The organism is Acinetobacter nematophilus, assembly GCF_026344175.1.
In the GTDB taxonomy this organism is placed as follows: domain Bacteria; phylum Pseudomonadota; class Gammaproteobacteria; order Pseudomonadales; family Moraxellaceae; genus Acinetobacter; species Acinetobacter nematophilus.
On record NZ_JAPKMY010000001.1, the window covers coordinates 248,305 to 261,808 of the forward strand.

General features: G+C 34.7%; 9 protein-coding genes. 4 read left to right on the forward strand and 5 right to left on the reverse strand.

Annotated features, from left to right (window positions below; all coding sequences use genetic code 11):
• Positions 1-104: 104 nt before the first annotated feature.
• The 4 genes from OSH00_RS01195 (at position 105) to OSH00_RS01210 (ending at position 6,287) form a co-directional block, all read left to right on the forward strand.
• Positions 105-2,585 (forward strand): heavy metal translocating P-type ATPase, encoded by a 2,481-nt coding sequence (locus OSH00_RS01195; RefSeq protein ID WP_266128903.1) that lies wholly within the window; start codon positions 105-107, stop codon positions 2,583-2,585.
• Positions 2,586-2,602: 17 nt separating this feature from the next.
• Positions 2,603-3,064, forward strand: a complete 462-nt coding sequence (cueR, locus tag OSH00_RS01200; RefSeq protein ID WP_266128904.1) for a Cu(I)-responsive transcriptional regulator — start codon at positions 2,603-2,605, stop codon at positions 3,062-3,064.
• Positions 3,065-3,928: 864 nt separating this feature from the next.
• On the forward strand, positions 3,929-4,822 hold the full coding sequence (locus OSH00_RS01205; protein ID WP_266128905.1) for a LysR family transcriptional regulator: 894 nt from the start codon (positions 3,929-3,931) through the stop codon (positions 4,820-4,822).
• A 574-nt stretch (positions 4,823-5,396) separates the two neighbouring features.
• The gene (locus OSH00_RS01210) at positions 5,397-6,287 is read left to right on the forward strand and encodes a LysR family transcriptional regulator (RefSeq protein WP_266128906.1); all 891 of its coding nucleotides are present in this window, start codon (positions 5,397-5,399) and stop codon (positions 6,285-6,287) included.
• A 141-nt stretch (positions 6,288-6,428) separates the two neighbouring features.
• Here OSH00_RS01210 and OSH00_RS01215 read toward each other — a convergent pair whose 3' ends face one another.
• The 5 genes from OSH00_RS01215 to OSH00_RS01235 form a co-directional block, all read right to left on the reverse strand.
• Positions 6,429-7,568, reverse strand: a complete 1,140-nt coding sequence (locus tag OSH00_RS01215) for a fimbrial protein (protein ID WP_266128907.1) — start codon at positions 7,566-7,568, stop codon at positions 6,429-6,431.
• Positions 7,569-7,571: 3 nt separating this feature from the next.
• The gene (locus tag OSH00_RS01220) at positions 7,572-10,127 is read right to left on the reverse strand and encodes a fimbria/pilus outer membrane usher protein (protein ID WP_266128908.1); all 2,556 of its coding nucleotides are present in this window, start codon (positions 10,125-10,127) and stop codon (positions 7,572-7,574) included.
• Positions 10,128-10,154: 27 nt separating this feature from the next.
• On the reverse strand, positions 10,155-10,865 hold the full coding sequence (locus OSH00_RS01225) for a fimbrial biogenesis chaperone (RefSeq protein ID WP_266128909.1): 711 nt from the start codon (positions 10,863-10,865) through the stop codon (positions 10,155-10,157).
• A gap of 32 nt (positions 10,866-10,897) precedes the next feature.
• The gene (locus OSH00_RS01230; RefSeq protein ID WP_266128910.1) at positions 10,898-11,500 is read right to left on the reverse strand and encodes a fimbrial protein; all 603 of its coding nucleotides are present in this window, start codon (positions 11,498-11,500) and stop codon (positions 10,898-10,900) included.
• A 1,179-nt stretch (positions 11,501-12,679) separates the two neighbouring features.
• The gene (locus OSH00_RS01235; protein WP_266128911.1) at positions 12,680-13,117 is read right to left on the reverse strand and encodes a fimbrial protein; all 438 of its coding nucleotides are present in this window, start codon (positions 13,115-13,117) and stop codon (positions 12,680-12,682) included.
• Between the last annotated feature and the right edge of the window lie 387 nt (positions 13,118-13,504).

Below are 13,504 nucleotides of genomic sequence, written 5' to 3' on the forward strand. Positions count from 1 at the left end.
TTGGCTTATATTTTTAAGGATAAATCTTACATTATTTCGCTTGACCTTCCCACGATGGGAGAGTTTAGGATTAAATTATTCAAGAAAATAGTAAGGTATAAATGATGGCAAATTCTCCCTATAGTACTGATTCTGACTTAAAAATAAACTTACAAATCGAGGGAATGACGTGTGCCAGTTGTGTTGGTCGTGTAGAAACTGCGCTTAAAAAAGTTGATGGTGTAAAGGATGCCGTCGTGAATTTAGCAACAGAACGTGCAGATATTTCACTCGATAAACCACTACAACGGCAATTACTTATCGATGCAATAGAAAATGTCGGTTATGACGTTGTAGATGAAAAATTGGAATTCGCCATCGATGGAATGACCTGTGCTTCTTGCGTGAGTCGTGTTGAAAAAGCATTAAAAGCAGTAGATGGCGTAAAAGAAGCCGTTGTGAATTTAGCGACAGAACGCGCAACCGTGACTGGGCATGCCAGCGTCGATGCACTCCTTGCCGCCATAGATCGAGCAGGCTACGATGCCAAACAAATCCAAACTGCGCTTCCCAATCAAACCCAACATCTTGAAAAAAAAGATAAAGAACGTAGTGAATTAAAACGAGATTTAATACTGGCGACAGTGCTTGCTCTTCCTGTTTTTATACTAGAAATGGGCTCGCATATCTTCCCTAGTCTGCATCATTGGATTGCACAAACCATCGGTATCCAAAATAGTTGGTATCTACAATTTATCCTGACCACTTTAGTTCTGATTATTCCTGGTCGCAGATTCTATGTCCATGGTTTTCCTGCCCTGTTTCGCTTTGCGCCAGACATGAATTCGTTGGTGGCTGTAGGGACTTTAGCGGCTTATCTTTTTTCGCTTGTTGCAACATTTGCACCGCAAATTTTACCTGCAGGCACCGTCAACGTTTATTATGAAGCTGCTGCTGTTATCGTCGCTTTGATTTTACTGGGTCGTTTTCTCGAAGCCAAAGCAAAAGGAAGAACTTCAGAAGCCATACAACGCTTGGTCAGTTTACAAGCTAAAATCGCCCATGTATCACGCAACAACCAAGTCGTCGATATTCCTATAGATGAAGTGATTGTGGGTGACTTTATCATTGTAAAGCCTGGTGAACGAATTCCAGTCGATGGTAAGGTCGTTGATGGACAAAGTTTCGTTGATGAATCCATGATTACAGGAGAACCTATTCCTGTTGAGAAAAAAGTTGAAAGTGATGTTGTGGGAGGCACCATTAATCAAAATGGTACTTTAACCTTTTCTGCTGTTGCTGTTGGTGGTGAAACCATGCTTGCTCAAATTATTCGTTTAGTTGAACAAGCACAAGGCTCTAAAATGCCAATTCAAGCTGTGGTTGATAAAGTCACCTTATGGTTTGTGCCTGCTGTAATGCTTGCAGCAATACTTACATTTTTAATCTGGCTTATTTTTGGTCCATCTCCCGCCTTAACCTATGCGTTGGTCAATGCTGTGGCTGTATTGATTATTGCATGTCCTTGTGCCATGGGCTTAGCTACACCAACATCAATTATGGTGGGTACAGGACGTGGTGCTGAATTAGGCGTACTATTTCGCAAAGGTGAGGCATTACAACTACTCAAAGACGCTAAGATTGTTGCTGTTGATAAAACAGGAACTTTAACTGAAGGTCATCCCGTGTTAACGGATTTTGAAGTCACTGAAAATTTCAAATATGAACAGGTCTTAAGTTTGGTTGCAGCTGTGGAATCACATTCCGAACATCCGATTGCGCAAGCAATCGTCAATGCAGCAAAACAGCAAAATCTCCAACTCTCTCATGTGGATAGTTTTGACTCTGTCACTGGTATGGGGGTTTTGGCAACGATTGATGGTCATACGATTCATGTGGGTGCAGACCGTTATATGCGTCAGTTAAATGTCGATGTCTCACCATTTGCAAATACCGCACAACGTTTGGGGGATGAAGGAAAATCTCCTCTTTATGTTGCGATTGATCACGCGTTGGCAGGTATTATTGCAGTTGCTGATCCAATTAAATCCACCACACCAAGCGCAATTCAAGCCTTGCATCAACTGGGTCTCGAAGTCGCAATGATCACAGGCGACAATGCTCGTACAGCGCAAGCAATCGCAAAAAAATTAGGTATTGATCAAGTGATTGCAGAGGTCCTACCTGAAGGAAAAGTAGCGGCAATAAAACAGCTAAAAGCACAACATGGCAATATCGCTTTTGTTGGTGATGGTATCAATGATGCACCCGCTTTGGCGGAAGCAGATGTTGGTCTAGCAATTGGTACAGGAACAGATGTCGCAATCGAGTCTGCTGATGTTGTGCTGATGTCAGGAAACTTACAAGGTGTTGCCAATGCGATTGCATTGTCCAAAGCAACCATAGGCAATATTCATCAAAATCTATTCTGGGCATTTGCTTACAATGTTCTGTTGATCCCTGTCGCAGCAGGGTTACTTTATCCTGCCTACGGTATTCTTTTATCACCAATATTTGCTGCTGGCGCAATGGCATTATCCAGTGTATTCGTTTTAGCAAATGCATTACGTTTACGTCGGTTTAAACCGACCTTGACGACACAATAATACTCAAGGAGATTCAAATGAACATTGGAAAACTCTCTAAAGCCGTCGGTATATCTGCCAAAATGATTCGCTATTATGAACAAATTGGTTTAATTCCCACTGTAGGACGCAACAATTCAGGTTATCGCTCATACAATGTTCAAGATGTTGAGCGTTTAAAATTTATTAGAAGATCACGGGCATTGGGTTTTTCAGTCAGTGAAATTACTGATCTGCTCGATTTATGGAATGATAAAAAAAGACAAAGTGCAGATGTCAAAAAATTAGCACAATCCCACATTGAAAAGCTAGAATTGCGGATTCTTGAATTGCAGAAAATGACGGAGACTTTACAGAATTTAATTAATTGCTGTGCTGGAGACCATCGACCAGACTGCCCTATTCTTGATGGCCTGCAGACAACAGATCTCGACATGAATGATCAACATCACCACAATGATGCTTTATCCATTTCACCACTTGGAACACCTAAAACCTAAATCTTCTTCTTTTTAATTTCTTGGAACAAATATAACAAAGCTGCTGACCACAGTAGCTTTTTTTATGTTTTAGATTTTTCTTACTGGATAGTCAATTTCGACTCACCTATCTCTTACATCCTCTTCCGTCACCATTGTACTGATTTTAAATGACGCTTCGGTTTACTGGTGATGATTTTAGCATCCTTACCTAAAGTTTGAATCGTTCTTACTATACGGCATACTCAAGCAGTACAGGTCATATTTTCAACATAAAACTCTTTATTTACCTCCTTTGTTCATTGCAAATTCATGATCAGCATTGCCATAATTATAAGGTCAAGTATTAAGAATTATTCCTTTAATGTTCGTTGTAATTTTCAAATTATCACCAGGAAAAGCTTTAATTAAATGATTTTTTCTTACAAAGGTGATTCATATTTAAAGCATTATTACCCTTTCAATATGCCTTTTGTTTTGATAAAAACTAGCACTTAAATATAAAATAACTGTTTAAATAAAATCATCGAATATCAAAAAATATTCAAAAATCATCCATCACAATCAAGTTTTATTATTATCAAACCTAAAAACGTCCAACATAGAACGAAAACTTATTAAAAATTCTAATCAAATGAATTAAACATTCAAACATCATATTACTTATATTCAATAAAACATATGATTTTTAGGAATGAAAAATCAATATTAAAATGATAAAAATCAATTTTATTTCTATAAAAAAATGTATTACTTTTTTTCAACCTTACTCTTGATTAATCATCAAACTAATAAGATTGCTAAGAATATCTTCACTATATAAAATCATCATATTGATTGATAGAAATATAATCTCAAAACCCACACATTAGAGTAAGGTCTTAAATGGTTAAAAGGATTTCACTAAACTCATTTAAGTTTTTTTATTACGTAGCAATGTATGAAAGTGTGACAATTGCCTCAGAAAAGCTCTTCGTAACCCAAGGCGCGGTGAGTCGACAAATAAAAAACTTAGAAGACGATCTAAATACAGTTTTGTTCGTGAGAAAAGGAAAATCGTTAGAATTAACGAATGAAGGACTTTTACTTTTAAATTGTTGCCAAGGTATTTTTCATGAAATTGATAAATGCCTAATTCGACTTGATAATAAAAAGGAAAATATTAAGGAACTTATCGTTTCTTGTGAATCTACACTATGTATGAAATGGTTAATTCCTAGATTAAAAGACTTCAACAAATTAAACAGTGGTTTTGATTTAAAATTAACGACAATTGATAAAAATTTAAATTTCAACAGCGCTGATATAGCTATTCGCAGAGATGATATTCATTGGAAAGATCATATTTATAGTATTAAACTTATGGATGAAACCATGTTTTTTGTTAAAAACTCAACCAAACATAATAATAACATTTTAATATCCTCGTCGCGGCAAAAATTCTGGGGAAGTTTATTAAAGATAAATCACATTAGGGATAAAATTACTCAACTCAATTATAAAGAACTTGATCATTTTTATCTGTGTATTGAAGCATGTCTATCTGGTTTAGGCTCAACGATTGTATCTGGTTACATGATAGAAAAAGACTTGAATAATGGTAAGTTACAACCGATCACAGAGCCATTTCAAGATGGTTCTTCATATTATTTATTGTCAGCTTCTCCCTTAGAGGAAGATTATCGAAAAGTCGTTTTTAAAAATTGGTTGATTGAAGAGATAAATAAAACTCAATTAAACTTAGAAAAATTCTCATATCTAAAAAAAAAATTTAATTAATAATATCCATTATTCAATAAAATCATTAAAACAATAAAAATTTACTCATTTATATAATTTTCATATATATGAGAAAATAATCAAAAGGAGAAAATTAATGCTTAAACCCAACATTTCATTTAAAACCAAAAAGTGGACCTGTAAACATTGTGGTCTACTCAAAGAAACATCCAAGTGGCGAATTAAAATTGGTGATGCAGTTTTTTTTAATACTGGTTATCTTGATAAGAATTTTGAATATATCAAAAATACAATTCATGGCATTGTAATTGACAGGCAAAATAAATTTTTAACCGTATTGGATCAAAACAAGAATCAGACATACTTTATTGATCAAAATGAGGTTAATTTGACAGATTCTCCTGCCTTGTTTTTATATAATATGTATGGAAGGTGCAGCTGTAAGCATGATAAAAATTAAATAAAATAGATGATTTTTACGAATCTTTACGACTAAATGCATTGCGATATATTACAAAAAATTATAATATCTATTAAAATAAAGTACTAATACTTGATTCACATGAAAATGTAAATCAACTAATTCAATATATGCATTACAAGAGCCTTTAACATGATAGAAAGATTATCACTTAATTCATTAAAGTTTTTTTATTATGTGGCTATTGAGGGAAGTGTAACCATTGCAGCTGAACGCCTTTATGTTACCCAAAGCGCAGTAAGTCGACAAATCAAAAATTTAGAAGATCTATTAAATGTTGCTCTATTTGAAAGAAAAAATAAATCATTAATTTTAACTGCGGAAGGAAGAGTACTTCTGGATTGCTGCCAACATGTTTTTAATCAACTCGATCATTGTATAATCAGCATTAAACAACAAAAATATAAAAATAATAATTTAATCATCTCATGTGAACCCACTATTTCCATGAAATGGTTAATTCCGAGAATGGTTAAATTTAATGAATTAGATTTCGGTTTTGGAATTACCCTTTTAACAGGTGGGGGCCCTCTAGATTTTCAAAATCAAGATATTGATCTTGCTATTCGAAGAAATGATTTTGCTTGGGGTGATCATATTTTCAGTAGTAAAATCATTGACGAATTTATGTTTATGGTTAACTCCAATCAACAAAGCGCTTCAAATTTGTTATTAAGCACTTCGCGCCCAAAGTTTAAAAATTATTTAGCGAAAGAATATCCTGAAATCTCAAAATTAAACACGATTGAGCTTGATCATTTTTATTTATGTATTGAAGCGTGTTTATCTGGTTTAGGGCAAACCATTGTTTCTGGTTTTATGATTGAGCACGAACTAGATCACGATTTTTTCCAGGTTGAAAAATATCTAAATTTTGATGATTCAGCCTACTATTTATTGGCATCTTCTTCGATCGAAGAAGACAACAGAAAAGTGATTTTTAGAGATTGGCTGATCAAGGAAATGCAACAAACTCAACAAAACTTACTCAATAAATTTGGTTATACCGCTCATGATCAATAATTTTTATAAATCATGTAAGGTTTAAATGATAAAAAATTAAGTGCTTAAAAACATAAGCGTCGGATATCTATAATTGACAATAAAATTATAGAGATCCGACGCTTTGCAATAAATAGTTTTTCAACGATTAACCTCGTCTAACTATTGATAATCCAATGACACTGTCGCTTGTGTTTTTACATAACCTGGGGTTGCTGTAGCTGCTGAACGATAATATCTCGCTTTTAATCCTTTGGTAAATATTGTGGCTGAAGAGCCAGCTGGAATCGCGTAAAAAGAACTTTGGGTTCCGATTGCAAGTGGAGTGTCTGTGCTATCTCTGAGTTGAACATCTACATTGCTTCGATTGACCAATGTGGGTTGATTTTTTAAGACTCCATTATTATTTACATTACTTGGCGTGTAACTGTCGGTAATGGTTGCCAATAAAACTTTATTTGGCATCGCTGCTGTACAATTGATTGTTACATTAAAAGGTTGTTCGTTGGCTGCTTGATTACTATTCAGTATACCTGTAGGTACTGGAGCCAAGGTCACAGTTTGATTTGCCATCGTACAGGTTGGAAAACTAAAGTTTAAAGTCATATCCTCATACATTTGTAAAGAGCCGCTTGTAATCGCTGTACTACTAGACGCATTATAATCCGCATATTTATAAGAATAAGTCCCCAACCGTATCCGGATCGTTGCCCCATTTAATGCGTTAATAATTTCAGCAGAAGGTTTAGTGGTATTCACGAGACTCATATTTTGAATTGTAATACGAGTATCTACGCTAGGTGTTCCAGACCCTGAACCATTATAGAATTGCTCACCTGCAAAATTAACTATTTGACCAGTTGCTGTATCTGGCAAAATATTATAATTTGTATTTAATGCCGTAATATTTTTTGCCTTTGAACCATTATTACTATTATCGTACATATTGAATGTTATTTTTAAATTATTGACTAGCCACGCTTTTGCCAGTGTCAATGTCGCTGCATCTGCAGTAGAACCTGAAATTGTAATGCTGGATGCCACACCAAATGGACTACTTCCAGTTAAGTCTGTATTACCAGAGGATGCATTAAAAATCGCATTCGCTTTTACCGTAGGATTACATCCCCCGATCATTTGCTTAAACGCTGCACTGGGAAAAGATTGACTATAACTAAAGTTAGTAATTGTATTACTGCTATTACTATATATTGCTTGTGCCGGACGACTACTACACGTCGCAAAAACAGACTGTGAACACATAAAAATAAATGGAGCTGATAACCATAATAATTTATTCATGACTTATTTACACTCCACATCAATAATATTGAAATTCTCTGTATGCTTTCTTGTTAATTGCTGTTCTGGAATTGCCGCAATTGAACAACTTTCTTGGCTTCCTGCTCCCCAAACTATGCGTGTAGGTTTCAGTAAAGCGTCTTGTTGATCGACAATCACTTGGCTCGATGCGCCAACAATTCCTAGTATGTTCCCCTGTTCGTCTTTTAATTGACTTCCCATCGCTATAGTCTGATTAGATAAATGGCGAAGTCTAAGCAGAATATTACTGGACGTATTGGCTTTAAATTCTGCAAGTTGAGCACTGTACTTACGTGGAATCACTTCAGTTTGATTCGACTCCAATGTCACATTCACAGGTAAATCTGCAGGATCCAGGCTAATCACATTCTTACTGTATGGTGTGTTGTATGGATAAATTGCATTACCAAAGCGATCTACTTTTACACCCCAAGCATTTGATACGACAGCCCCCATACCGTCTTCTACATGCACAATCGTATATGTATCAGGCAAAGTATTGACAGGGGTAAGTCCATAACGATGTCCCACAACTGCACCCTGTGCAGAGAAAGAATATTGTGTTTTGTTTTCATTCGTAGACAACGTTGCGCCCAAGTTCACTACAGGCAATAAATAATTCACATTTCCATTAAATACCGTATCCTGTTCATTATTCATAATACCTGCACCAAAATTCAACTCATTGTGCGCACCCAATACGCCAGATAAATTCACATTTGAAGTGGTTTGAGAGTTTTGATCATGTTGTACACTGGCATTCATTGACAAATTCTTGTTACGCCAATCCAAAGGAATCGTCATAGAGAAGTAAGCTGAATCACCGCGATCTCGTGTACGATCAGAATAATCTGTTCTAGAAAGACCGATGTTATAACTGATTCTGTTCCAACTATTACCATAACTGAAATTGTATTGATAATAATCTTGACCATCATCCCAATATTTATTCTGACGTACAGTTAAATTAAAATTACCCAACCGTGTATTTGGAAAAGACTTGGCAATACTCAACCCCATACTTTGTTTTAAATTATAGTTATATAGAAAATCATCGTATTCTCTATCCGTTAAATCACTAATATTTCGCTGATATAAGTGAGATGAAATACTCATGTAATCACGATCAAAAGCTGCATAATCTGCATAAAAATTCAGATTTTTAGGCAACCAATCATAACGGTAGTTCAAGCTGTATTTTTGTCCACGATAGTCTTTTTTATAAAGTTCAGATTCAGTATGTTCTACAAATGCGGTCATACCACCCAATATTGTATTGGCAGAGACTGCAAACAACCCACTGGTATAGTCATCACTCACATTTGTACCTGCACCTAAGGTTAGCGCATTGGTGATCCCGTAATTGAAGCTTCCTTGAAATAGTTTGTCATCAGTGGTTTCATGCCGTGTTCGATAACGTCCTCCAGCTACACTATAGTTATAACGACCTTGACGAACTAAGTCATAATTACTTTGCATTGCAACATTAAATGTTCTTTTTTCACCACCCGTTTCCGTGATTTCAACCGTCAAATCACCAGAAGATGCCACATTTAAATCACGAATAACAAAGGCACCAGCGGGTACAGTGCGTTCATAAATCTTCTGACCACTTTGATAGATCCGTACCAACGCATTGGTATTGGCAAAGTTTTGAATGACTGGTGCATATTGACGAGAAGACCAAGGCAACATTTCTTGATCCGATGCCAATTGTGCCCCGACAATCGGTAAATTGTCTAATCGATAGGTGCTGGTATTAAATTGACCAAGGCTCAAACGTGAATTTAAGCGAGTGATATCTCGATATAAAACATTTTGATCTGAATAATAATCGCCTAAGCCTGAATTTTCAGATTCAAATGCCCCCGAATGACGGTAATACCAGCCGGCAACATTTAGCCCACCATTCAGACCTAAATATTTGTTTTCTCGATCTTCATCTCGGTTGTAGTTAAAAGCATAGCCCACAAAACCTGACGTCACACCTTTATTGAATAATGTCGGATCGATATAACCTTCAGGTCGTTCAACACGTAATGCTTGTGGAATAGACACATCCAATTTTAATTGAGATAAGTCAAAATCATAATATGCATCTGGGTTGACATCTTTGATCGTACGACAGTCTTTTGCTTCCAAACTTTGGCGAAATTCAGGAGTTAAATCAAATTTGTCCAACAATGCAGCATTCACACACAGTACAGCAGAACGCTGACCATCCAAATGGTCAAAATTCACTTCAATATTATCGATGACCTGTTTATTCACAGATAGTTGTACAAGATACTTTCCAGGAGCAACAAAGTTTTTCACCTCAAAATTGCTCAATGAAACATTACGGTCATTACCAAATAATGAGGCTGCATTAAAAGTCACGATCTGATTATTTTGAGCAACCAGTTGGCTATTATCCTGTGCGATCAAATGACTATGGTCTTGAGCAATCAATAGTTGCTGATTTTCTTCTGCCGAAACCTGCACAGCAATCGCAGACAGCAGCATTAAGCAGAGTTCGCTTTTGTTAAAATTTAGCATGCTAAACAATCCATTATTACTGTGTTATCACTGCATTGAAGCTTCAAATTTCTGCACAGCGCCTAAATCATTGACGATTTCATAAGATATATTTTTTGTTGTTGAATCTACTTTAAAATTTTTCAATATATGACTGCTGAAAGGTGCCAACATAATCGCATCTTCGCCCGAACTAAACGCTTGTTTTTTCCCACTTTCAACCTGTAATACAGTAATGTAATACGGTGTTGGATTATTTATTGTTAAGGCTTTTGAGGATGAATCTAATTTGAATTGAATACTTTGTTGGGCAACAGTAGGTTTCATCGCCAATTGTTGTGGTCGATAAAATAATTTAATACGAGTACGTACTGTAAATGACAGGTGATTTTTATCACTTAAATTCGGATCGTCTGGTGGAATATCTAAAATATTAAACCAATAAATCGATTCACGGTCTTTTGCCAACTTACCTGTATCTAAAGGAATAATCCGAATGATCTGTCCTTTATTGGGTTCGATTCTGACCAAAGGTGGATTAAGAACAAAAGGAACATCTTCCGCTTTTGGCGTCTTTTTAGCATCCCCTGTATCGATCCATGCTTGTACAAGCGCTGGGCTGTCATAAACATTTCTGAGCTGAACATTTACGCTTTTAGAATTTGAAGGGAAAATTATACGTGTTCCATCTATTGATACACCAGCATGTGCAAGTGGCATACTCAATAACACACATAAAGCAGCTTTTAGATAACGCATAATTTCCCCTTAACTCTATATACAACAACAGATTAGTTATATTGCAATGTATAATTTACAGTCGCTGTCACATTCTGTGCATCAACAGTACCTGACTTGGTAAAGTAACGTGCTTTATAAGTCATTTTTGCTGTACCTGTACCATCTGCTGGATTCAAAACAACTGGGCTTTTTGCTTGAGTTCCCCACGCCGCTGAGTAATCAACAGCAACATCTGCATCTGTTACAATCTGAATAAATACAGGATTCGTAGTTGATGCACCCGCTGCTTTATTGACTAAAGCTGTTGCGTTAGCTGAATCATAGTCTGTAGCAGCGGCCGTTTCTAAAAACACGCCTTTCAATGCATTGTTTGTTGCAGCACCACAACTGCCACCTGCAGCATTTTTAAGTTCTAACTCAAAGCTTTTTGGGCTTGCAGACTGATTTGCTGTATTAAAAGTAGAAGAAGGTACTGTATCTAGAGTCACGATAATATCTTTGTTACCCGCACCGCCTGCGCCACCACCTGCAACTGTACAAGTACTGTCAGTGACCACACCATTCACGGTAATGGTTCCGTCAACTGCAAAAGTTTGAGTACAAGCCAGTCCCAAAACCAATGTACCTACTGCTGACAAAGTTAAACTTTTCATTCAATAAACCTCATATGTTTTAATAAAAATAGTACTGAATTATTTTTTGATCACCTATGTTTATTCATAGCAAGGTTCACTTAAATAAATAATTCTATGTGTGTGAATCTAGTTACTATCTAAAATGAAACTACATTCTTATTAAAAAAATAACAATAGTTTAAATCATAGATACGAAACCTTACATCGTGCGAAATAATACATCATACCCACCATAGTGTTATATATATCACACTTAATTATTATTGATTTTTAGTCATGCTAACTTATTACATTTATTACTACATAAATAAAATCATACAGTTAAAAAAATAAATATTAAAAATAAAATGTCTTATTTTTATATTTGTTATTTTTATTGAAATTTTTCCTATTGCCAAAAAACATTTAAAAAAAACTAATGAATTTAATTTTAATTTAATTAAAACTAAATAAATTTAACATTTGGTAAAATTTTAATTAATAATCGATTTTATTAAGCTAAAAAAATAAAGCCTTTTTAAATTATTATTTCACTTGATTTATTTAGTAAAAATTTACTTTCATGATTAAATTTAATGCCATATTTAAAAATAGTACTTTTAAATAAAGCTTTACCCAAAATTTATCTGATGGCTCAAGATTTTAAAAACCAGTTGTGTTCCAAATAATTTAACATTTGAATAGCTTTTTTACTTTGATTAAGTACCGTCAAGAAGCGCTGAAAGTACTAAAGGAGGGAAATATTTACCACTTATAAGGAAATCATGCCAATTTACATGCCTTTTAAATCTCACTGAAATAAGAACTTTAAAATCTAAATTTAGAAAATGCCGTTTACATCATCTTTCTAAGTAATTTTTTGCGCTTAAATCAACCAAAAGCAATTGAATTTAACAAATACTCACAACTACAAATTTTAGGAGAAAATTATAGCCCACCTTAACTTCCAAATTGACAAATCAAATCATATACCTACAAAAAAATTAGACTATCTAAACACTTAATCTTAACCCACTAAAAATAATAGTTAGTTGTATTGCAATGTATAATTTACAACTGCAGTCACATTTTGCGCATCTACTGAACCTGATTTGCTATACTAATAAGCTGAATAAGTCATTGTAGGAATACCTGTACCATCAGCCACAATACCTGTAATCTTACTTTTAGCTTGTGTTCCCCAAGCTTGTGAATAATCTACAGCAGCAACGCCAATGGCGTCCTAATATAAATAAATATAGGTTTCGTTAATGAAACTCCTACTGCTTTATTAACCAATAATGCTTTATTCATTGGGTCATAATCTGTAGCAGAAGCCGTTTCCAAAACAAGACCTTTTAAAGCTTTATTTGTTACAGCATCACAACCTGCTGTACCAGCATTATTTTTAAGATGCAAACTAAACACCGCTGGTCCAGTATATGAGTTTGAGTATTGAAAGTTTGATTTTAATACAGGGGTTAAAGTCACCACAATATTTTTTAAACCAGAAACTCCAACCCCACTTACCTCTACAATACAAGTGCTGTTTGTAATAGTGCCATTCACCATAATAGTTCCATCTGCGGCAAAAGTATGAGAATGCACTAAGCCTAAAATTAATACACACAACATTGATATCATTAATTTTTTCATTCTATAGATCTCATCACTTTAGTAAAAATTTAAAATTTTCTATGACAAATGATGTGGGCAAGGTCATATCTAGAAGAAAATAAAAACTAAAAAAACAATGGTATTTTTTCTAAATGCAGTTCTAATCAAATATTTAAAATTCCCTTTTAAAACATTTTAAATTTGCATTTGACGACATTTGTATCTATTCAATTAAGAAATTCATGCCCTCAACGATAAAAGTTATAGAATGCTTTCTTTAACCATTCTTGACTCATTTCAAAAGTATAAATTCCTTGAAATTAGCTTTATCCGATAAATATTCATCAACATATTCATTTTGTGGATTTATAAATCAGATTGAATGGTAGGTAAAACAAAATATTCTATTTCACCATTTTGTTTTCA

Bases quoted from the DNA above. Each gene is read 5' to 3' on its own strand.
- OSH00_RS01235 (WP_266128911.1), bottom strand. From the start codon at position 13,117: ATGAAAAAATTAATGATATCAATGTTGTGTGTATTAATTTTAGGCTTA.
- OSH00_RS01220 (WP_266128908.1), bottom strand. From the start codon at position 10,127: ATGCTAAATTTTAACAAAAGCGAACTCTGCTTAATGCTGCTGTCTGCG.
- OSH00_RS01215 (WP_266128907.1), bottom strand. From the start codon at position 7,568: ATGAATAAATTATTATGGTTATCAGCTCCATTTATTTTTATGTGTTCA.
- OSH00_RS01230 (WP_266128910.1), bottom strand. From the start codon at position 11,500: ATGAAAAGTTTAACTTTGTCAGCAGTAGGTACATTGGTTTTGGGACTG.
- OSH00_RS01195 (WP_266128903.1), top strand. From the start codon at position 105: ATGGCAAATTCTCCCTATAGTACTGATTCTGACTTAAAAATAAACTTA.
- OSH00_RS01225 (WP_266128909.1), bottom strand. From the start codon at position 10,865: ATGCGTTATCTAAAAGCTGCTTTATGTGTGTTATTGAGTATGCCACTT.
- OSH00_RS01205 (WP_266128905.1), top strand. From the start codon at position 3,929: ATGGTTAAAAGGATTTCACTAAACTCATTTAAGTTTTTTTATTACGTA.
- cueR (WP_266128904.1), top strand. From the start codon at position 2,603: ATGAACATTGGAAAACTCTCTAAAGCCGTCGGTATATCTGCCAAAATG.
- OSH00_RS01210 (WP_266128906.1), top strand. From the start codon at position 5,397: ATGATAGAAAGATTATCACTTAATTCATTAAAGTTTTTTTATTATGTG.